Here is a 20,159-nt window from a genome sequence, read left to right on the forward strand (position 1 = left end):
ATTATGTGTACGACTTGCGGATGCGGAGAAGGCAACCTTTATATCGAAGGCGATGAACATAACCCGCATTCGGCGTTTCGCAGCGCCCCCTTCGCTCCCGCCCCGCGTCAGACCATGACCATCACCGGCGTAAAAACCGATAACTTCACCCCGACCCGGAGCGCGCAAGGCGATCTGCACTACGGCCACGGCGAAGCGGGTACCCATGCGCCGGGGCAAAGCCAGCGGCGGATGCTGGAAATCGAAATCGACGTGCTGGATAAAAACAACCGCCTGGCGGCGCGCAACCGCGCGCGTTTCGCGGCGAACAATCAACTGGTACTGAATCTGGTCTCCAGCCCCGGCTCCGGTAAAACCACCCTGCTCACCGAAACCCTGACGCGCCTGAAAGGCATCGTCGACTGCGCGGTCATTGAAGGCGATCAGCAGACGGTCAACGATGCCGCGCGTATCCGCGCCACCGGCACGCCGGCGATTCAGGTCAATACCGGCAAGGGCTGCCATCTCGATGCGCAAATGATTGCCGACGCCTCTGCGCGTCTGCCGGCTGGCGATAACGGTATTCTGTTTATCGAAAACGTCGGCAACCTGGTCTGCCCGGCCAGCTTCGACCTTGGCGAACGTCATAAAGTGGCGGTGCTGTCGGTTACCGAGGGGGAAGATAAACCGCTGAAGTATCCGCATATGTTTGCCGCCGCGAGCCTGATGCTGCTCAACAAAGTCGACCTGCTGCCGTACCTCAACTTTGACGTTGAGAAATGCCTCGCCTGTGCGCGGGAAGTGAATCCGCATATCGAGATTATTTTGCTCTCCGCCACCAGCGGCGAAGGCATGGAGCAGTGGCTCAACTGGCTGGAGACGCAGCGATGTGCATAGGCATTCCGGGGCAAATTCGCACGATTGACGGCGTGATGGCGAAGGTTGAAGTGTGCGGCATTCAGCGCGAAGTCGATCTGACGTTGGTCGGCGCCGACGACGAACAGGGCCAGCCGCGCATCGGTCAGTGGGTGCTGGTACACGTCGGGTTCGCCATGAGCGTGATTAACGAAGCCGAAGCGCGCGATACCCTCGAGGCGCTGCAAAACATGTTCGAGGTGGAACCGGACGTCGGCGCGCTGCTGTACGGCGAGGAGCGATAATGCGTTTTGTTGATGAATACCGCGCGCCGGAGCAGGTGCTGCAGCTGGTCGAACATCTGCAGCAACGCGCCCGGCTGCTGGACTATAGTGAAACCCGCCCGCTGCGGATGATGGAGGTCTGCGGCGGTCATACCCACGCCATCTTTAAATTCGGCCTCGACCAGCTATTACCGAGTAATATTGAATTTATTCACGGCCCCGGCTGCCCGGTGTGCGTCCTGCCGATGGGCCGCATTGATGCGTGTATCGAGATAGCCAGCCGTCCGGATGTGATTTTCTGCACCTTTGGCGATGCGATGCGCGTGCCGGGAAAAAACGGGTCGCTGCTGCAGGCGAAGAGTCGCGGCGCCGATGTGCGAATCGTTTACTCGCCGATGGACGCCCTGCGGCTGGCGCAGCAGAATCCGCAGCGCGAGGTGGTGTTTTTCGGTCTTGGTTTCGAAACCACCATGCCCGCCACCGCGCTGACGCTGCGTCAGGCCCGCGAGCGCAACGTCGGCAACTTCTACTTTTTCTGTCAGCACATCACCTTACTGCCGACGCTGCGCAGCCTGCTGGACCAGCCGGACAACGGTATCGATGCGTTTCTCGCCCCCGGCCACGTCAGTATGGTGATTGGCACCGACGCCTACGGTTTCATCGCCAGCGACTATCATCGGCCATTAGTCGTTGCTGGATTTGAACCAGTTGATCTACTGCAAGGCGTGATCATGCTAGTTGAGCAGAAAATAGCGCAGCGCAGTCGGGTAGAGAATCAGTACCGTCGCGTGGTGCCGGATGCCGGTAACGCGCTGGCGCAGGCGGCAATCGCCGAGGTCTTTTGCCTGAGCGGCGATAGCGAATGGCGCGGGCTGGGGACGATCAACGATTCCGGCGTTTGCCTGACGCCAGATTATCAACGCTTTGACGCCGAGGCCCATTTCCGCCCGGCGCCGCAGCGCGTTTGCGACGACCCGCGCGCCCGCTGCGGTGAAGTGCTGACCGGGCGTTGTAAACCACACCAGTGCCCGCTGTTTGGCCGCGTCTGCAACCCGCAGAGCGCCTTTGGCGCGCTGATGGTCTCCTCAGAGGGCGCCTGCGCCGCCTGGTATCAATATCGCAGTCAGGAAAATAAAGCATGAAAAGCATTCAGTTAGCTCACGGTAGCGGCGGTCAGGCGATGCAGCAACTCATTGGCGAGCTGTTTATGCAGGCCTTCGCCAATCCCTGGCTGGCCGAACAGGAAGATCAGGCGCGTTTAGATCTCGCCGGGCTTGCCGCCCAGGGCGATCGGCTGGCCTTCTCAACGGACAGCTACGTCATTGATCCGTTATTTTTCCCCGGCGGCGATATCGGCAAGCTGGCGATCTGCGGCACCGCCAACGACGTGGCGGTCAGCGGCGCCCTGCCGCGCTATCTCTCCTGCGGGTTTATCCTCGAAGAGGGGCTGGAGATGGCGACGCTGGAAGCGGTGGTGCGCAGCATGGCAACTACCGCGCAGCAAGCCGGGATTGCCATTGTGACCGGCGATACCAAAGTGGTGCCGCGCGGCGCAGCGGATAAATTATTCATCAATACCGCCGGTATTGGCGCCATCCCCGGCGATATTCACTGGGGAGCGCAGCAGATTAGCGCCGGCGATGTGCTGCTGGTCAGCGGCACGTTAGGCGATCACGGCGCCACCATTCTTAACCTGCGCGAACAGTTGGGGCTGGACGGCGCGTTATCCAGCGACTGCGCGGTGCTGACGCCGCTTATCCAAACCCTGCGCGAGATTCCGGGCATCAAAGCGCTACGCGACGCCACTCGCGGCGGCGTCAACGCGGTGGCGCACGAGTTCGCCGCTACCAGCGGCTGCGGTATCGAACTGCATGAAGCGAAGCTGCCGGTCAACGATACGGTGCGAGGCGTCTGCGAACTGCTGGGCCTGGACGCGCTGAATTTCGCCAACGAAGGTAAACTGGTGATTGCCGTCGCCAGAGAAGCCGCGCCGCGCGTACTTGAGCATTTACGGTCTCACCCGCTCGGACAGAATGCCGCGATAATTGGCGACGTTGTCGAGCGCGCCGGCGTGCGCTCCGTAGGGTTATATGGCGTTAAACGGACGCTCGATCTTCCCCACGCCGAGCCGCTACCGAGAATTTGCTAACCACTGAACCGGCCCGGAGGGCGGAGGTCGCCTTATCAGGTCGACCTCAACGACGGCAACAATTGTTTTATTAACAGACTATTATTTGATTCATCTCTTTATTCTGCGCCGCGCTGCGGCGCTTTTTGGACTTAAGCAATGTCGTATACACCAATGGGCGATCTCGGGCAGCAGGGTCTGTTTGATATCACCCGTATTTTATTACAGCAGCCCGATCTGGCCGCGCTGAGCGAAACGCTAACCCGTCTGGTGCAGCAATCCTCGCTTGCCGACCGGGCGGCGATTATCTTGTGGAACCACGGCAACCATCGCGCCGCCAGGTACGCCTGCGACGACGCCGGACAGCCGGCAAGCTACGAAGATGAAACCGTACTGGCACATGGCCCGGTACGCCGCCTGCTGTCGCGCCCCGACGCGCTACATTGCGACAACGCGACCTTCGCCGAAACCTGGCCGCAGCTGGCCGCCAGCGGCATTTACCCGGAATTCGGCTACTACTGCCTGCTGCCGCTGGCGGCGGAAGGCCGCATCTTCGGCGGTTGTGAGTTCATCCGCGACGACAACCGGCCATGGAGCGAAAAAGAGTACCAGCGCCTGCATACTTTCGCGCAGATTGTCGCCGTCGTGACCGAGCAGATCCAAAACCGGGTCAGCAACAACGTCGATTACGATCTGCTGTGCCACGAGCGCGATAATTTCCGCATCCTGGTGGCCATCACCAACGCCGTCCTGTCGCGCCTCGATATTGACGAACTGGTCAGCGAGGTGGCAAAAGAGATCCACCGCTATTTCCGCATCGACGCGATCAGCGTGGTGCTGCGCAGCAACCGCAAAGGCAAGCTCAACATTTACTCCACCCACTATCTCGACGCCAGCCATCCGGTCCACGACCAAAGCGAAGTCGATGAAGCCGGCACGCTAACCGAGCGGGTGTTTAAGAGCAAAGAGATGCTGTTACTCAATCTGCATGAGCACGACTCGTTGGCGCCGTATGAGAAAATGCTCTTCGAGATGTGGGATAACCAGATCCAGACCCTGTGCCTGTTACCGCTCATGTCCGGCAATACGCTGCTCGGGGTGCTGAAGCTGGCGCAGTGCGATGAGCAAGTGTTTACCACTACCAACCTTAAACTGCTGCGGCAAATCGCCGAACGCGTATCGATAGCTATCGATAACGCCCTCGCCTATCGCGAGATCCAGCGGCTGAAAGAACGGCTGGTAGATGAAAACCTGGCGCTCACCGAACAGCTCAATAATGTCGAAAGCGAGTTCGGCGAAATCATTGGTCGCAGCGAAGCGATGCACAGCGTGCTCAAGCAGGTGGAAATGGTAGCGCAGAGCGACAGTACGGTGCTGATCCTCGGTGAAACCGGCACCGGTAAGGAACTGATCGCTCGCGCTATTCATAACCTGAGTGGACGCAATGGCCGACGGATGGTGAAAATGAACTGCGCGGCGATGCCCGCTGGCCTGCTGGAAAGCGATCTGTTCGGCCACGAGCGCGGCGCTTTTACCGGCGCCAGCGCCCAGCGCATCGGCCGTTTCGAACTGGCGGACAAAAGCTCGCTGTTCCTCGATGAAGTCGGCGATATGCCGCTGGAGCTGCAGCCGAAGCTGCTGCGCGTTCTCCAGGAGCAGGAATTCGAACGCCTGGGCAGTAATAAACTGATTCAGACCGATGTACGGTTGATCGCCGCCACCAACCGCGATCTCAAACAGATGGTTATCGATCGTGAATTCCGCAGCGATCTTTACTATCGGCTCAATGTGTTCCCGATCCACCTGCCGCCGCTGCGCGAACGGCCGGACGATATTCCGCTGCTGGTGAAAGCGTTCACCTTCAAAATCGCCCGCCGTCTGGGGCGCAACATCGACAGTATTCCGGCGGAGACACTGCGCACGCTTTCGCGCATGGATTGGCCGGGCAACGTGCGCGAGCTGGAAAACGTCGTCGAGCGCGCGGTGTTGTTAACCCGCGGTAACGTACTGCAACTGTCGCTGCCGGAAATGCATATTGAACAGGAGACGCTAGCGCCGGAAGTGCTGCCGGAGGAAGGCGAAGATGAATATCAGCTCATCGTCCGGGTACTGAAAGAGAGCAACGGCGTGGTGGCCGGGCCAAAAGGCGCCGCCCAGCGCCTGGGGCTCAAGCGCACGACGCTGCTGTCGCGCATGAAACGTTTAGGCATTAATAAGGATCGGTTAGTCTAGCCCGACGATATGTCTCTCATGGCGTAGGGATTTTCCCGGAGGCGGCGCATTGCGCCTTCTCCGGGCTACCAAATCGCACAGGATCGTAGGTCGGATAAGCATCGCGCCATCCGACAAAATAACGCGGCGACCCATCGAATAGCGGACCGCCCCTGATTTAATCCCCTTCGCAATCCTTCTCAACCTAATCATTACCTCAACATCTAAATAAGAATTATTTTCATTTATAAATAGCTTGTGCTATATAACATAGCAAAAGCTATAAACGATGATTAATTAATCGCAATACCGTGAGGGATCCTATGACGCATCTGCCGCCGTTCAAGCACCTGTTGTTCTCCGCCGCATTAGCGCTGCTTGCTATCGCCCCCGCTCAGGCGCAGGAAAAATTCAAAGTCATTACCACCTTCACCGTGATCGCCGATATGGCGCAGAACGTCGCCGGCGACGCCGCTGACGTCAGCTCAATCACCAAACCGGGCGCGGAAATTCACGAATACCAGCCGACGCCGGGCGATATCAAACGCGCGCAGGGGGCGAAGCTTATTCTCGCCAACGGCCTCAACCTCGAACTGTGGTTCGCCCGTTTTTATCAGCACCTGAACGGCGTACCGGAAGTCGTGGTCAGTAACGGTATTCAGCCGATGGGCATCAGCGATGGCCCCTACAACGGCAAACCTAACCCGCACGCGTGGATGTCGGCGGATAATGCGCTGATCTACGTCGATAACATTCGCGATGCGCTGATGAAATACGATCCCGTCAATGCCGACACCTATCGCCGCAACGCCGACGCCTACAAAGATAAAATCCGCCAGACCATGGCGCCGCTGAAGGCCGAACTGGCGAAACTGCCGGCGGACAAACGCTGGCTGGTTACCAGCGAAGGCGCATTCTCCTATCTGGCGCGCGATAACGGCCTGCAGGACCGTTATCTGTGGCCGATTAACGCCGACCAGCAGGGCACGCCGCAGCAGGTGCGTAAAACCATCGACACCATGAAGAAGGAGCATATCCCGACCATCTTCAGTGAAAGCACCATCTCCGACAAACCGGCGCGACAGGTCGCCCGTGAAGCCGGCGCCCACTATGGCGGCGTGCTGTATGTTGACTCGCTAAGCGCCGCCGACGGCCCGGTGCCGACTTATCTTGACCTGCTGCGTGTCACCACCGAAACCATCGTCAAAGGGATCAACGATGGCCTGAGGAAACAGTCATGATTGCGCCGCAAGCGGGACTTATCGTCGACCAGGTCACGGTGACCTATCGCAACGGCCACACCGCCCTGCGCGATGCCTCGTTCAGCGTTCCGCGCGGATCGATTGCCGCGCTGGTGGGGGTCAACGGCTCCGGTAAATCCACGTTGTTCAAAGCGCTGATGGGTTTCGTGCGCGTCGGCCACGGCGATATCGCCATTCTCGGCCAGCCGGTCAACCGCGCGCTACGGCAAAATCTTGTTGCCTACGTACCGCAATCGGAAGAGGTGGACTGGTCTTTTCCGGTGCTGGTGGAAGATGTAGTGATGATGGGCCGCTATGGTCATATGGGCTGGCTGCGGCGGGCGAAGCCCCGCGACCGGCAGATTGTCGATGCCGCGCTGGCCCGCGTAGGGATGAGCGAATACCGCAAAAGACAGATTGGCGAGCTCTCCGGCGGGCAGAAAAAGCGCGTGTTCCTCGCCCGCGCCATTGCTCAGGAAGGCAAAGTCATCCTGCTCGATGAGCCTTTTACCGGCGTCGATGTGCAGACCGAGGCGCGGATCATCACCCTGCTGCGAGAACTGCGCGACGAAGGCTGTACCATGCTGGTCTCTACCCATAACCTCGGTTCAGTCAGCGAATTTTGCGATTATACGGTGATGGTGAAAGGCACCGTGCTGGCCAGCGGCCCGACGGAAACCACCTTCACCGCCGAGAATCTGGAGCTGGCCTTCAGCGGCGTATTGCGTCACGTCACGCTCACCGGCGCGGAAGAGCGCATTATCACCGACGATGAGCGACCGTTTATCAGCCATCGCGCGGCGGGGGGGCAACGATGAGCTGGCTGCTGGAGCCGTTTGGCTATCAATACATGCTCAACGCGATGTGGGTCTCGGCATTAGTCGGCGGCGTCTGCGCCTTTCTCTCCTGCTACCTGATGCTCAAAGGCTGGTCGCTGATTGGCGACGCCCTCTCCCACTCGATCGTTCCCGGCGTCGCCGGCGCTTATATGCTCGGCCTGCCCTTTGCGCTCGGCGCGTTTCTCTCCGGCGGCCTGGCGGCAGGCAGCATGCTGTTTCTTAACCAGCGTTCGCGACTAAAAGAGGATGCCATCATCGGGCTGATTTTCTCCTCGTTTTTCGGCATCGGCCTGTTTATGGTGTCGCTGAATCCGACCTCGGTGAACATTCAGACCATTATTCTCGGCAATATCCTCGCCATCGCTCCGGAGGATATTATCCAACTGGCGGCGATTGGCTTTATTTCGATGGCGATCCTGTTGCTGAAGTGGAAAGACCTGATGGTCACCTTCTTCGACGAAAACCACGCCCGCTCGATTGGCCTTAACACCAGCGGCCTGAAGCTGCTGTTCTTCACTCTGTTGGCCGCCTGCACCGTGGCGGCGCTGCAAACCGTCGGCGCGTTTCTGGTCATCTGTCTGGTCGTGACGCCCGGCGCCACCGCCTGGCTGTTAACCGACCGCTTCCCGCGTCTGCTGGCCATCGCCGTCGCTATCGGCAGTCTGACCAGCTTCTTCGGCGCGTGGCTGAGCTACTATCTTGATGGCGCCACCGGCGGCATCATCGTGGTGGCGCAGACGCTGCTGTTCTTAGCTACCTTTGTCTTTGCGCCGAAGCACGGCCTGCTGGCCAACCGCCGTCGCGCCAGGGAGGCCTCATGCTAACGATGCTCCTTGAACCATTACAGTTTCCGTTTATGGTCAACGCGATGCTGGTGGCGACGATCGTCGCCGTCCCCTGTGCGCTGCTGTCGGTATTTCTGGTGTTAAAAGGCTGGGCGCTGATGGGCGATGCCATGAGCCACGCGGTGTTTCCCGGCGTGGTGGTGGCCTACATTATTGGCATCCCCTTCGCCATCGGCGCGTTTATTGCCGGCTTATTTTGCGCCGTCGCCACCGGTTTTCTCGACGATAACAGCCGCATCAAGCGCGATACCATTATGGGGATCGTCTTTTCGGGGATGTTCGGCGCCGGGCTGGTGCTGTACGTGGCGATTCAATCCGAGGTCCATCTCGACCACATTCTGTTTGGCGATATGCTGGGAATATCCGTTAGCGATATCGGGCAAACGGCGGTGATTGCGCTGGCGATTGCGCTGATTATCGGGCTAAAGTGGCGCGATTTTTTACTGCACGCCTTTGATCCCAATCAGGCCAAAGCCAGCGGCCTGCGCTGCGGGCTGCTGCATTATGGTCTGCTGTGCATGATCGCGCTGACTATCGTCGCGACGTTAAAGTCGGTGGGGATTATTCTGTCGATTTCGCTGCTGATAGCGCCCGGCGCTATCGCTCTGCTGCTGACGCGGCGCTTTGTCAGCGCATTATTGCTGGCAACGGTAATCGCCGTGGGCTGTTCGCTGGCGGGCGTCTGGCTGTCGTTTTATCTCGATAGCGCCCCGGCGCCAACCATCGTGGTGCTATTTACCGCGCTGTTCGTGCTGGCCTTCGTCGCCAGTACTATTCGTGACGCCCAAAAACAGAGGGTGTCAGCAACGATCTCCGATGGCGGTTAACGCCAGCGCGAGCAGGGAGAATTGTCGGATGGCGCTAGGCTTATCCGACCTACGATCCTTCAACCGCGATCCCGGTGGCGGCGAAGCGCAGCGCAAACCGTGGAAAGGCCGCTATTTTTTCGGCCGGTATTTTTCCGGCAGCTCCGGCACCGGCCGCCTGTCGTCAATCAGGTGACGAATGGTCAGAATCGGATGCCGCCAGAGCATCCGCGGCCCGGCCCAGCGCATGATCCGCTTCATCTCTTCTCGCTTCGCCGGCTGATAGCAATGTACCGGACACTGTTTACAGGCCGGCTTCTCTTCGCCAAATACGCACTTATCCAGCCGCTTGTCGGCGTAGATATTAAGCGCCTGGTAATGCTCACCTTCGTCACGGGCGTCCGGGCAGCGGCGTTGATACAGCCGAATCATACAGCTGATAGTCTTTTTTTCACGTTCGATGCGTTTGCCCATGTCACAACCTCAAGCCAATAAGATGCATTTATTATACACTTTTGTATCTGTCAGGGCATCTCACTGCTTCAGATGCTGGATTAACTGCAGAGCGGCTCCGGATAACACGCCAAAATGGCTCCAGGCATAGAAATCTCTGACAAACACGCTGCCCTCCGCTTCCAGCGGTCGCAACAATCCAAGCTTCTCTTCCAGTCGATAGACGGGGGCAGGCATTGACGTTAAAAGATCGCTCTCAGCAATAAAGGATTTTATCGCCGCGGATGAAGCGCACTCGATAATGGGAACCGGACAGGGTAACTGATGCGAGCGAAAAATATCTTCAAGGATAAGCATCGGCGTGCTTAACGGCGGCGGCATGATCCACGGATAATCCAGCATCGCCGCCAGCGACAAATGCCTGGCCTTTTGCAATGGATGATCTGGCCTCGAGATGATGCAAATACGGTCCTGCCAGTTAATCTTTCCACGCACCACGATTTTATCGTCATGAGGTAAAGGCCCGCAGAGGGCGATGTCTATTTCATGCATCAGCAGCAACTTAAACAACTCTGAGTCAATGCGGTCGAATATTTTGATGTGTATCTGGGGATGGCGTTTATGAAAGGCGGCTAATTTATCAATAAAATGGCTGGTTAACAGACTGGATACGCAGCCGATTCTCAAAATCCCCTTGCCCGCCCCGCGGATCAGCGCCATTTCCTCTCTGGCTTTGTTCTCCGTGTTCAACATTGTCATGGCATAGGGTAAAAACGCGCTGCCGTACTCGCTTAACGCCATTCCATGCTTATGCCGTTCAAATAAGGTAGCATTCAGATCCTCCTCCAGGGTCAGCAACAATCGGCTTAGCCCGGATTGCGTAATCCCCATTTTCTCCGCTGCCAGAGTTAAATTCCCTTCGCTGGCGACGGTAAGAAAGGCTTGTATTTGTTTAATTTTCATAGCCATGACAATTACTCATTGAACGAATTATTTTTACATTTCCCTCACGCTTCTTTTTGCGTCAAGAATGCAGTAAGCAACGAAAAAAATGAATAGTGCAACAGCGGCGAATTTCCGGGGTGAACACTCTCAATATTTATAGTTCAACACCCTGCCCCTAACGATAATTTATAATGAGAATAAATCACTATGACACAGAACAACATCCTATTAATCCTCGGCGCTATTTTACCCGTTATCATTACCGTTCTCATTGGCTATATCAGCGGTAAACGCAAAGACTTTAACTGGCAGCAGGCTGGTGATATTAATAAAATTGTGATGCTGTATGCTTTACCGCTGAGCATTTTCAGTAATATGGTCATGACGCCGCGGCATATCGTGATGAGTATGGGCCCTGTCGCTATCGCTATTATCCTGGCGCTAATTCTGAGTTTCCTTATTCCCTTAGCTATCGCCCGTTATATCTGTAAACGCTCCCTGGCACTCAGTACCCTACAGGCTCTGGCCATCGGCTCGCCGGCCGTTCCCTTCATTGGCACCTCGGTACTGGCTTTTTTATTCGGCACCGTCAGCGCCTCATTAATTACTGTTTCCAGTATTACGCAAAATGTCTTCCAGCTCCCGCTGGTGATGATTCTGATGTCCATTGCAACGGGGGATAAAAGCCAGAATATCTCTTTTGCCACGCGGGTCATCAACGCCATCAAGCAGCCGGTGGTATGGTCGCCGGTTGTCGCGCTGATATTAGTATTAATGGATATTCATATTCCAGAAACCGTATCAATGTCGCTAGGTCTGCTGGGTAAGGCCTCCGGCGGACTGGCGCTGTTTGCCGCAGGCATCGTGCTCTATACTCGCAGCATTGTCATCACCTCCGCCACCATTATTACCGTTATCGCCCGTAATATTCTTGTGCCCGGCGCCTGCTACCTCATTTTGTTAAAAATGGGTTTCAGCATGGAGCAAATAAAACAAGTGGTATTAACGATGGCGATTCCTGTGGGCTCGATCGCCATTATTATTGCCATGCAATATAAGTCCGGCGAGCAAGAGATGGCCTCGACCATGGCGCTAAGTATTATTACTTCCATCATTACGATGGGCGCATTTATTTTCCTGACCTTTTAATCACGGCGATAACATCGCGTTAATCCGGAGAGAATATGACTTCTATCACTGTATCGGCCGCTGAATTATTACTGCACCGGCTTCAGGCCCTCGACGTGGCCTATATTTTTATTAATTCGGGTACCGATTATCCCCCGGTTATTGAAGCGTGGGCCAAAATGCGCGCCACGGGACAAAAGGTACCGGAGCTGGTGATATGTCCCCACGAAAACGCCGCAATCGGCATGGCCCACGGCTATTATCTCGGGAGCGGGAAAGTGCAGGCCGTCATGGTTCACACTAACGTAGGCCTGGCCAATGCCGCCTGCGGCGTCATCAATCTGGCCAACAGCAATATTCCGGTGCTGATTTTTGGCGGACGTACGCCGATTAGCGAGCATTCGCACTTTGGTTGTCGCAACACGCCGATTGGCTACGGCCAGGAGATGCGCGATCAGGCGGCGCTCATTCGCGAGTCGGTGAAATGGGACTTCGAATTACGCATTGCCGATCAGGTCGGCGAGCATGTTGACAGAGCATGGGCGATAGCCCGTTCATTGCCAAAGGGGCCGGTGTATTTAAGCCTGCCCCGCGAGCCGCTATGCGAAACATTCACGATCGATGAACAAGCGCTTCATGCCGCACCAACTCAACAGCCGGTCCGCTATGCGCCAACGCGGGCGGATATTGCCAGCGCCGCCGATGCGATAGCCAATGCCAGACAGCCGGTCATCTTTGCCCAGCGCGGCGCGCGAACGTCCGGGGGCTTTGCGCGGCTCAATACCCTGGTTAAGGAGTGGGCCATTCCGGTGGTGGAATACTGGGGTACTGAAGTCACCCTCGGCAGCGACAATCCTATGCTGGCCGGCAGCGATCCCGAAGGCTGGCTTTCCGCCGCCGACGTCATCATCGTTATCGACTCACAGGCCCCGTGGATCATCGAAGAAAGCTGCTGCAACGACGGCTGTAAGCTTATCCAGATCGGCCCCGATCCGCTTTTTTCCCGCTACCCCGTCCGCGGTTATCGCGCCGATATCAATCTGGCCGGAGAAACCGACGAGGTATTCGAACTTTTACAAGAGGCGCTCCAGCCGCTTGTGGCAGCGAAGCAACAGCAGGTGGCTGAACGTGAAAAGCATGTGCTTAGCCTGATACAACACGCGAAGAGCCAACGGGAAGCCCTCCTCCACGCCGGTCAAAAAGGGGCGATTGGCAAACCCTGGCTGAGCTACTGTCTGGGTCAGCTTGCCAATCAACATCAGGGGAAGATCGTCTCCGAACTGACAACAATGCCGCAGTTCGCCGGCCTGACTCAGGCGGACAGTTATTACCAGGAAGCGCTGGCGGGTGGTCTGGGTGAAGCGTTGCCCATCGCCTTAGGGCTGCAGCTCGCCCGGCGAGGCGAGCTAATCATCGCCGCCGTGGGCGACGGCTCCTATCTCTTTGCCAATCCGGCGGTATGTCATCACATCGCGGAAGTGATGAAGCTTCCCGTACTGGTGGTGGTTGGCAACAATGGCGGCTGGGGAGCGGTAGCGGGCGGCACCAAAGCGCTCTATCCCGACGGCTATGCCGCCAAAATGGAAGCTATTCCGGCCACCGCGTTTTCGTCGTCGCCAGATTTCGCCGCGCTCGCCGCCTCCAGCCGCGCGGCTGCGCTGACGGTTTCGCTGGCGGAAGATCTCCCCGGCGTACTGGAAGAGGCGGTCGCTATTATTCGCACTCGCCGACAAAGCGTACTGGTCAACGTTGAACTAGGACGTTAATCGCAACCAGCCGTTTTAGATCTGCTTCCCGGCATTATCCACGTGCCCCAGCGCTTTTTCCGGGAAGCAGACGTCCCTCACCCGCCGTTTCAGCTCGGCAGCGTCCGGGAAACCGCCGTCCCGTTTGCGCTCCCAGATGAGCGCCTCATCGACGCTCACCGTAAAAATGCCGCCGCTACCGGGCACCAGCGTGACCGAAGCGATATCGGTACTAAAGGTATGCAGCAGCTCCTGGGCCATCCAGCTGGCGCGCAGCATCCAGTTGCATTGGGAACAGTAGTGAATGGTAATCGCCGCTTTATGAGTCATGTTGTGTTGCTCTCGTCCGAAGGAATGTAAACAAAATGCAGAATATACCCGTCATACTTCAAGTTGCATGTGCGTTGGCTTCCTCGCTCACCCCAGTCACTTACTTGAGTAAGCTCCTGGGGCTTCTCTGCGTCGCCGCCTGCCTGCAACTCGAATTATTTAGGGTATAGGTAAATATTTTGTTGCAAACGATAATACCTATCATTACCATTCGCAATTACTAAATCAGGAATACCACTGTCCGCCAGGGAAAACACGGACCAACCTGCACTCTGGAAGTAACGCGTGAGCCGATACTAATAATTATCAAGGCGTGGCTACAAATGTACAAATCGACTCAATCAGCAGCATGGTGTAAGAAAAGCCTGCTGGCGACTTCTCTGCTCGCAGCAATCGCGCAGAATGCCGCTATCGCGGCCGTGACACAGGATAACACGACGGATAGCGCGGAACAGATGGTGGTGACCGCCCCGGCCCCACAGCTGAAAGCCGGCAGCGAGCACTCGGTGAGCGCGCAGGAGCTGCAGGACAAAGGCGCCAACGACTTCGGCTCAATCATGCGTTATGAACCCCTCATCAGCGCCACCGGCGCCAGCGGCGGTTCCGGCAATGGTAAAAGCGGTTTCGATCGCGGCGGCTATACCGGCTACAACATCCGCGGTCTTGAAAGCAACCGCGTCGGCATCGATGTTGACGGCATTGCCCAGCCGAACGCCACCGGCCGCGGCTACGTCGGCCGTTCCGGCCTCAACACCTTTGGCATTGGCCGCGATTATATCGATCCCTATATGTACGGCAGCGTGGATATTCAGTCCGGCGCCACCTCAACGGAGACCGCTAACAGCGCCATCGGCGGCAACGTCTCCTTCCGCCCGAAATCGGCGGATGACTATCTGCGCCCGGGCAAAACCAGCGCCTTTGGCTACCAGAGCGGCTACGACTCTTCCGACCGCAGTTGGCATAACGGCGTCACCGTCGCCGGCGGCGATGAAACGCTGCGCGGCATTTTCGTCTACAGCCGCCGCGATGGCCAGGAAACCGAGAACAACAGCGGCAGCGTCGACGCTTACCCGGCAAACTGGCACTCTGACGCGTTTATGGCCTCCGGCATCTGGCAGCCGAACGATGAACATAAGTTCACCAGCACCTTCGACTACTATCACAAGACCAACCACAGCCACTTCGATTCGTGGGACTCCAGCGGTAACAGCGTGATCGGCACCGCCAACCAAACCAACCAGACGCGGCGCTGGGGGCTGAGTCTAAAAGATGACTGGACGCCGCTGAACGATTACATCGACAGCGTCTCGACCAAGGTGTATTACCAGCATACCGAGGCTCACGACTGGACCTGGATGCCGGATAGCGTCACCCGCAAAATGCAGACGGTCAATTCAGACTACGATACCGATACCTGGGGCCTGCAGACTATGCTCGCGAAAAGTATCGGCCGCCACGACCTGAGCGCCGGTTTTAACGCCAGCACGACCAAAACCCAGCGGCCGTTTAGCCAGTCGCCGATCCCCAGCGTCTACAGCGAAATTATGCAGCCGGAAGCGGACAGCCGCAGCTACACCCTCGGCGGCTACGTGCAGGATAAGATCAACTTCGACCTCGATAGCCACAACTTCGCGATTATTCCCGGCGTACGCGTAACGCATCAGTCCACTAAACCGGAAGATCTGTCCGATCTTAGCGCCAACAGCAGCGTGCTCACCGAATCGTCGGTGGCGAATCTGTATGGTAAAAACAGCGACACCCAGGTGCTGCCGTCATTGACGTTCCAGTACGACATTACGCCGCGGCTGATGACCTATCTGCAGTACCAGCGCGGCGCGCAGTTCCCGAATGCCAGCCAGCTGTATGGTTCGTGGAACCTGGGCTCCAGCTATGCCGGCAGCCAGCAGTACGCGCTTATCGGCAACAACGATCTGAAAACCGAGACCAGCGACAATATCGAATGGGGTATCAAGGGTGAAGTCACCGAAGGCATCACCGTGCGTACCGCGCTGTTCTACAACAGCTATAAGAACTTTATCGCCTATACGCGCTATTCGCGCGCCAACAATCCGGGCAAATTCACTAACGTCCCGTCGAATATTTACACCATTTATCAAGCGGAAAACCGCGATAAGGCCTATATCTACGGCGGCGAGATCAGCACTAAATTTAACTTCGGCACTTGGTTTGAGCAGGTAGATGGCCTGAGCGCCACCCTCGCCTGGGGCTATAGCGAAGGGAAATCGAAATCCAGCTACTACGGCGATAAATACGTCGACCTCGACAGCGTCGCGCCGATGAAAGCGATCGTCGGCGTGGCGTGGGACGATCCGGCTAAGCGCTACGGTACGGCGCTGACCGCCACCTTTGTTAAGGGCAAACAGGCCACCGCCACCAGCCGCGAGAGCTATAACAATACCGGCTCCGCCATGGCCGATTCCAGCACCGAATATATGCGCGTGCCGGGCTACGGCATGCTGGACTGGACCGCTTACTGGCAGGTGGCGAAGAACGTTCGTCTTAACGGCGGGGTTTACAACATTACCGACCGTAAATACTGGGACTACCTGAGCAGCCGCAACATCGAGACCAGTACCAATCAGGATGCCAACGATAAAGCGCTGGCTGTGATGCCCGGAAGGACCTGGCAACTGGGCGTGAATATCGATTTCTGATCGCCCGAATAATAACAAACCTGCCCCCCGGCCCGCGGGCCGGGGAAATTCATCGTAGAGAAGGATGTGAATTATGCAAAACGCACACGACGATCTGTGGCAGCGCTACCAGGCCACCAAAGCCCGCTCCACCGCCAAATATGCCCGCGACATCGCCGCAGAGATGGGAATTAGCGAAGCCGAATTAACCGCCGCGCGCGTCGGTCACGATGCCGTGCGTCTGCACGACGACGTACGGGCGATTATCGCCGCCCTGGAGAGCGTCGGCGAAACCAAATGCATCTGCCGCAACGAATACGCGGTGCACGAGCAGGTCGGCGAATTTACCCATCAGCACCTGAGCGGCCACGCCGGGCTGGTGCTCAACCCGCGGGCGCTCGACCTGCGCCTGTTCCTCAGCCAGTGGTCGAGCGTGTTCCACCTCAACGATAACGGCCGCCAGAGCATCCAGTTCTTTGACCCGCACGGCGATGCGCTGCTAAAGGTTTACGCCACCGGGCAAACCGATATAGCGGCATGGCAAACGCTGGTAGCCAAATTCAGCGAGACGGCGCCCGGCGCGCTGACGATTCGCCCGGCCGACCGCGTAAAGTACGCCGACTCCGCCGACGCCGCGGCGCTGGAAAAGGAGTGGCGCGCGATGACCGATGTACATCAGTTCTTCGGCCTGTTGCGTAAACACAACCTTTCCCGTCAGCAGGCCTTCCGCCTGGTGAGCGACGATCTGGCCTGCCGCATCGACAATAATGCTCTGCCGGGACTGCTGGAAACGGTGCGCCAGGACGGCAATGAAATCATGATCTTCGTCGGCAACCGCGGCTGCGTGCAGATCTTCACCGGCGCGCTGGAAAAGCTGGCGCCGATGCGCGGCTGGATCAACATCTTCAACAGCGCCTTTACACTTCATCTTCGCGAAGACAGCGTGGATGAAATCTGGGTCACCCGTAAACCGACCTCCGATGGCCACGTCACCAGCGTCGAACTGTTTGCCAAAGACGGTACGCAAATCGCCCAGCTGTACGGCCAGCGCAGCGAAGGCCACCCGGAGCAAGAACAGTGGCGCGCGCAGGTGGCGCGTCTGTGCGCGGAAGGGCAGCCGGCATGAAACGTTGGGGAATACTGCTTGCCGCACTGCCGCTGTTCGCCAGCGCGGCCGCCGACAGGGTAATCTCCCTCGGCGGCGACGTCACCGAAATTGTCTATGCGCTGAACGCCGGGCAGCAGCTGGTGGCGAAGGACAGCACCAGCACCTGGCCTGCCGCCGCACAGAAGCTGCCGGACATCGGCTATCTACGGCAGTTAAACGCCGAGGGGATCCTCTCCTTACGCCCGCAGCTGGTACTGGCCAGCGCGGAGGCGCAGCCGTCGCTGGTGCTGCAGAAAGTGCAGGACAGCAAGGTGACGGTCGTCAACGTGCCGGGCGGCGATAACCTTGCCGCCATCGATAACAAAATCGCCGTTATCGCCAAAGCATTAGGCAAAAAACCGGCGGGCGACGTACTGCGCCAGCAGGTCCAGCAGCAGATAGCCGCCCTTCCCACACAGCCTATCGCCAAACGGGTACTGTTTATCCTCAGCCACGGCGGGATGAATACCATGGTGGCCGGGCAGAACACCGCCGCCGATGGCGCGATCCGCGCTGCCGGGCTGCAAAACGCGATGCAGGGCTTTGACCATTATCGCGCGATGTCGCAAGAAGGGGTGGCCGCAAGCCAGGCGGATCTGGTGGTAATTTCCGCCGATGGCCTCAAAGGGATGGGCGGCGAAAGCGGGTTATGGAAATTGCCCGGTCTGGCGCAAACGCCCGCTGGCCGCCATAAACAACTACTGGCGATCGACGATATGGCCCTGCTTGGCTTCGGCCCGCGTACGCCGCAGGCGATCCTCGAACTGCGGAAAAAAGCGGAGCAGCTGCCCTGATGCGCCCTGCCCTCGTTCGCCATTTGCTGTTAATGGCGCTGCTGCTGGTCGCATTGACGCTCTACGCCACCACCCTCGGCGCAATGCGATTGCCATTGGTCAACCTGCTGCCCTCCGGCGATGAAATCCTGCGCCATATCTGGCTGACGATCCGTCTGCCGCGGGTGCTGCTGGCGCTGCTGGTCGGCGCCGCGCTGGCGCTGTCCGGCTGCGTGATGCAGGGGCTGTTTCGCAACCCGCTCGCCGACCCGGGGCTTCTGGGCATCAGCAGCGGCGCGGCGCTGGCGGTGGCCTGCTGGCTGGTGCTGCCGCTCAGCGTGCCGGCGCTGTTAGCCCTGTATATGCCGATGCTGGCGGCGTTTATCGGCAGCCTGGCGGTGATGGCAGTGATTTTTATCCTCAGCCGCGCAGGTGACGGTTCGCTGTCGCGGCTGCTGCTGGTGGGGATCGCCATCAACGCCTTATGCGGCGCGCTGGTCGGCGTGCTGGCCTGGCTAAGCAACGATGCTCAGCTACGCCAGCTGTCGCTGTGGGGGATGGGAAGCCTCGGCCAGGCCGAATGGCCGACGCTGCTGGTGGCGGCTAGCTTGATTATTCCGGCGTCAATAGCGGTGTGGTGGATGGCGTCACGCCTTAACCTGCTGCAACTCGGTGATGAAGAGGCGCACTACCTCGGCGTTAACGTGCGGGCGCTGCAACGGCTGCTGTTGTTATGTAGCGCGGTGCTGGTTGCCGCGGCGGTAGCGATAAGCGGCGTCATCGGTTTTATCGGCCTGGTGGTGCCGCATCTAATGCGACTGTGGCTGGGGGCGGACCACCGCGGGCTTATCCCTGGCTCGCTGCTGGCGGGCGCGATTCTGCTGCTGATTGCCGATACCCTGGCGCGCACCGTCGCCGCGCCGGCGGAGATGCCGGTGGGGCTGCTGACCAGCCTGTTGGGCGCGCCGTGGTTCCTGTGGTTGATATTTCGTCGGGAGAAACCAATCCATGGATAAAGACTATCGGGCGCAAGGGCTGTCGCTGCGGCTCGGCCAACGACAGGTGATTGACCAGGTTTCGCTGACGCTTCGCGGCGGCGAGATGACCGCGCTGATCGGCCCGAACGGCGCGGGAAAATCCACCCTCCTGCGGCTGCTAACCGGCTTCCTTACCCCGGACAGCGGCGAACGCATGATGGACGGCAAAGCGCTGGAGCGTTGGTCGCCGCAGGCGCTATCGCGCCGCCGGGCGGTGATGTTGCAGCGCACTCCACTCCAGGCCGACTGGACGGTGGAAACGGTTATCGCCATGGGGCGCTCGCCGTGGGAAGCGACCGCCAGTCCGCAGACTCTGCGCGATGTTATGGCCGAAACCGGCTGCGATCATTTGCGCGGCAGGCGCTATCCGTCGCTTTCCGGCGGCGAGCAGCAGCGGGTACAGCTGGCCCGCTGCCTCGCGCAACTGTGGCAAAACGGCGCGCCGCAGGGATGGCTGTTTCTGGATGAACCCACCTCGGCGCTGGATCTCTATTACCAGCAGCATCTGTTACGCCTGCTCAAGCGTCTGACCGCTACCGGCCAGCTACATGTCTGCGTGGTGCTGCACGATCTCAACCTCGCCGCCCTGTGGGCCGACCAGATTCTGCTGCTACACCAGGGACAGGTGGTGGCGCAGGGCACGCCGCATCAGGTTATCCAGCAGGATATCATTAGCCGCTGGTACGGCGCGGACGTGCGCCTCGGCCAGCATCCGGAAAAAGCGATTCCGCAGGTTTATCTGGCGCCCTGAACGTCACG

Annotated in this window: 19 protein-coding genes; 16 read left to right on the plus strand and 3 right to left on the minus strand. The window is 58.4% G+C overall.

The window, feature by feature from the left end; all coding sequences use genetic code 11:
- The first annotated feature begins 3 nt into the window (after positions 1–3).
- The 9 genes from hypB to PGQ95_RS00235 all read left to right on the plus strand — a co-directional run bounded on the left by hypB (position 4) and on the right by PGQ95_RS00235 (position 9,209).
- Positions 4–876 carry a hydrogenase nickel incorporation protein HypB gene (gene hypB, locus PGQ95_RS00195; protein WP_087858552.1) on the plus strand — a complete coding sequence of 291 codons (873 nt, stop codon included), beginning with the start codon at positions 4–6 and terminating at the stop codon, positions 874–876.
- Positions 867–1,139, plus strand: a complete 273-nt coding sequence (locus PGQ95_RS00200) for a HypC/HybG/HupF family hydrogenase formation chaperone (RefSeq protein WP_032708973.1) — start codon at positions 867–869, stop codon at positions 1,137–1,139. The genes hypB and PGQ95_RS00200 overlap by 10 nt, the downstream gene beginning before the upstream one ends.
- A complete protein-coding gene (gene hypD, locus PGQ95_RS00205) occupies positions 1,139–2,260 on the plus strand; it encodes a hydrogenase formation protein HypD (RefSeq protein ID WP_430916624.1) in 1,122 nt (373 codons plus the stop codon). The genes PGQ95_RS00200 and hypD overlap by 1 nt, the downstream gene beginning before the upstream one ends.
- The gene (hypE, locus tag PGQ95_RS00210; protein WP_430916626.1) at positions 2,257–3,267 is read left to right on the plus strand and encodes a hydrogenase expression/formation protein HypE; all 1,011 of its coding nucleotides are present in this window, start codon (positions 2,257–2,259) and stop codon (positions 3,265–3,267) included. Before hypD ends, hypE begins: the two co-directional genes overlap by 4 nt.
- Before the next feature lie 138 nt (positions 3,268–3,405).
- Positions 3,406–5,478, plus strand: a complete 2,073-nt coding sequence (gene flhA / locus PGQ95_RS00215; RefSeq protein ID WP_087858555.1) for a formate hydrogenlyase transcriptional activator FlhA — start codon at positions 3,406–3,408, stop codon at positions 5,476–5,478.
- A gap of 302 nt (positions 5,479–5,780) precedes the next feature.
- Positions 5,781–6,698, plus strand: coding sequence for a metal ABC transporter substrate-binding protein (locus tag PGQ95_RS00220; protein WP_430916628.1), 918 nt, complete (start codon positions 5,781–5,783; stop codon positions 6,696–6,698).
- Complete coding sequence (locus PGQ95_RS00225; protein ID WP_047740375.1) at positions 6,695–7,516, plus strand: manganese/iron ABC transporter ATP-binding protein; 822 nt, start codon at positions 6,695–6,697, stop codon at positions 7,514–7,516. Before PGQ95_RS00220 ends, PGQ95_RS00225 begins: the two co-directional genes overlap by 4 nt.
- Positions 7,513–8,361 (plus strand): iron/manganese ABC transporter permease subunit SitC, encoded by an 849-nt coding sequence (sitC, locus tag PGQ95_RS00230; protein WP_015370015.1) that lies wholly within the window; start codon positions 7,513–7,515, stop codon positions 8,359–8,361. Before PGQ95_RS00225 ends, sitC begins: the two co-directional genes overlap by 4 nt.
- Entirely contained in the window at positions 8,355–9,209 is an 855-nt protein-coding gene (locus PGQ95_RS00235; protein ID WP_430916630.1) for a metal ABC transporter permease, read from the plus strand. The genes sitC and PGQ95_RS00235 overlap by 7 nt, the downstream gene beginning before the upstream one ends.
- 111 nt (positions 9,210–9,320) lie before the next feature.
- Here PGQ95_RS00235 and PGQ95_RS00240 read toward each other — a convergent pair whose 3' ends face one another.
- On the minus strand, positions 9,321–9,662 hold the full coding sequence (locus PGQ95_RS00240; RefSeq protein ID WP_271032887.1) for a nitrous oxide-stimulated promoter family protein: 342 nt from the start codon (positions 9,660–9,662) through the stop codon (positions 9,321–9,323).
- 60 nt (positions 9,663–9,722) lie between these two features.
- A complete protein-coding gene (locus PGQ95_RS00245) occupies positions 9,723–10,610 on the minus strand; it encodes a LysR family transcriptional regulator (protein ID WP_101705353.1) in 888 nt (295 codons plus the stop codon).
- Positions 10,611–10,793: 183 nt separating this feature from the next.
- Here PGQ95_RS00245 and PGQ95_RS00250 point away from each other — a divergent pair, with 183 nt between their 5' ends.
- Both PGQ95_RS00250 and PGQ95_RS00255 read left to right on the plus strand, forming a co-directional pair.
- Positions 10,794–11,735, plus strand: a complete 942-nt coding sequence (locus PGQ95_RS00250; protein WP_395226891.1) for an AEC family transporter — start codon at positions 10,794–10,796, stop codon at positions 11,733–11,735.
- Between the two features lie 35 nt (positions 11,736–11,770).
- Positions 11,771–13,480: a thiamine pyrophosphate-requiring protein gene (locus tag PGQ95_RS00255; RefSeq protein WP_430916633.1), complete on the plus strand. Its 1,710-nt coding sequence runs from the start codon at positions 11,771–11,773 to the stop codon at positions 13,478–13,480.
- A gap of 15 nt (positions 13,481–13,495) precedes the next feature.
- On the opposite strand, the gene PGQ95_RS00260 is transcribed toward PGQ95_RS00255, so the two are convergent.
- A complete protein-coding gene (locus tag PGQ95_RS00260) occupies positions 13,496–13,789 on the minus strand; it encodes a SelT/SelW/SelH family protein (RefSeq protein ID WP_430916635.1) in 294 nt (97 codons plus the stop codon).
- Between the two features lie 323 nt (positions 13,790–14,112).
- On the opposite strand from PGQ95_RS00260, the gene PGQ95_RS00265 reads away from it, so the two are divergent.
- From PGQ95_RS00265 to PGQ95_RS00285, 5 genes are all read left to right on the plus strand, one after another.
- Positions 14,113–16,464 (plus strand): TonB-dependent receptor domain-containing protein, encoded by a 2,352-nt coding sequence (locus PGQ95_RS00265; RefSeq protein WP_430916637.1) that lies wholly within the window; start codon positions 14,113–14,115, stop codon positions 16,462–16,464.
- 73 nt (positions 16,465–16,537) lie between these two features.
- Positions 16,538–17,569: a hemin-degrading factor gene (locus PGQ95_RS00270; RefSeq protein ID WP_430916639.1), complete on the plus strand. Its 1,032-nt coding sequence runs from the start codon at positions 16,538–16,540 to the stop codon at positions 17,567–17,569.
- On the plus strand, positions 17,566–18,384 hold the full coding sequence (locus PGQ95_RS00275) for a heme/hemin ABC transporter substrate-binding protein (protein ID WP_430916641.1): 819 nt from the start codon (positions 17,566–17,568) through the stop codon (positions 18,382–18,384). The genes PGQ95_RS00270 and PGQ95_RS00275 overlap by 4 nt, the downstream gene beginning before the upstream one ends.
- Positions 18,384–19,379, plus strand: a complete 996-nt coding sequence (locus PGQ95_RS00280; RefSeq protein WP_087858563.1) for a FecCD family ABC transporter permease — start codon at positions 18,384–18,386, stop codon at positions 19,377–19,379. The genes PGQ95_RS00275 and PGQ95_RS00280 overlap by 1 nt, the downstream gene beginning before the upstream one ends.
- Positions 19,372–20,151, plus strand: a complete 780-nt coding sequence (locus PGQ95_RS00285; RefSeq protein ID WP_430916643.1) for a heme ABC transporter ATP-binding protein — start codon at positions 19,372–19,374, stop codon at positions 20,149–20,151. The genes PGQ95_RS00280 and PGQ95_RS00285 overlap by 8 nt, the downstream gene beginning before the upstream one ends.
- Positions 20,152–20,159 lie beyond the last annotated feature (8 nt).

This window comes from Klebsiella sp. 141240, from assembly GCF_050600805.1.
GTDB lineage: Bacteria > Pseudomonadota > Gammaproteobacteria > Enterobacterales > Enterobacteriaceae > Klebsiella > Klebsiella aerogenes.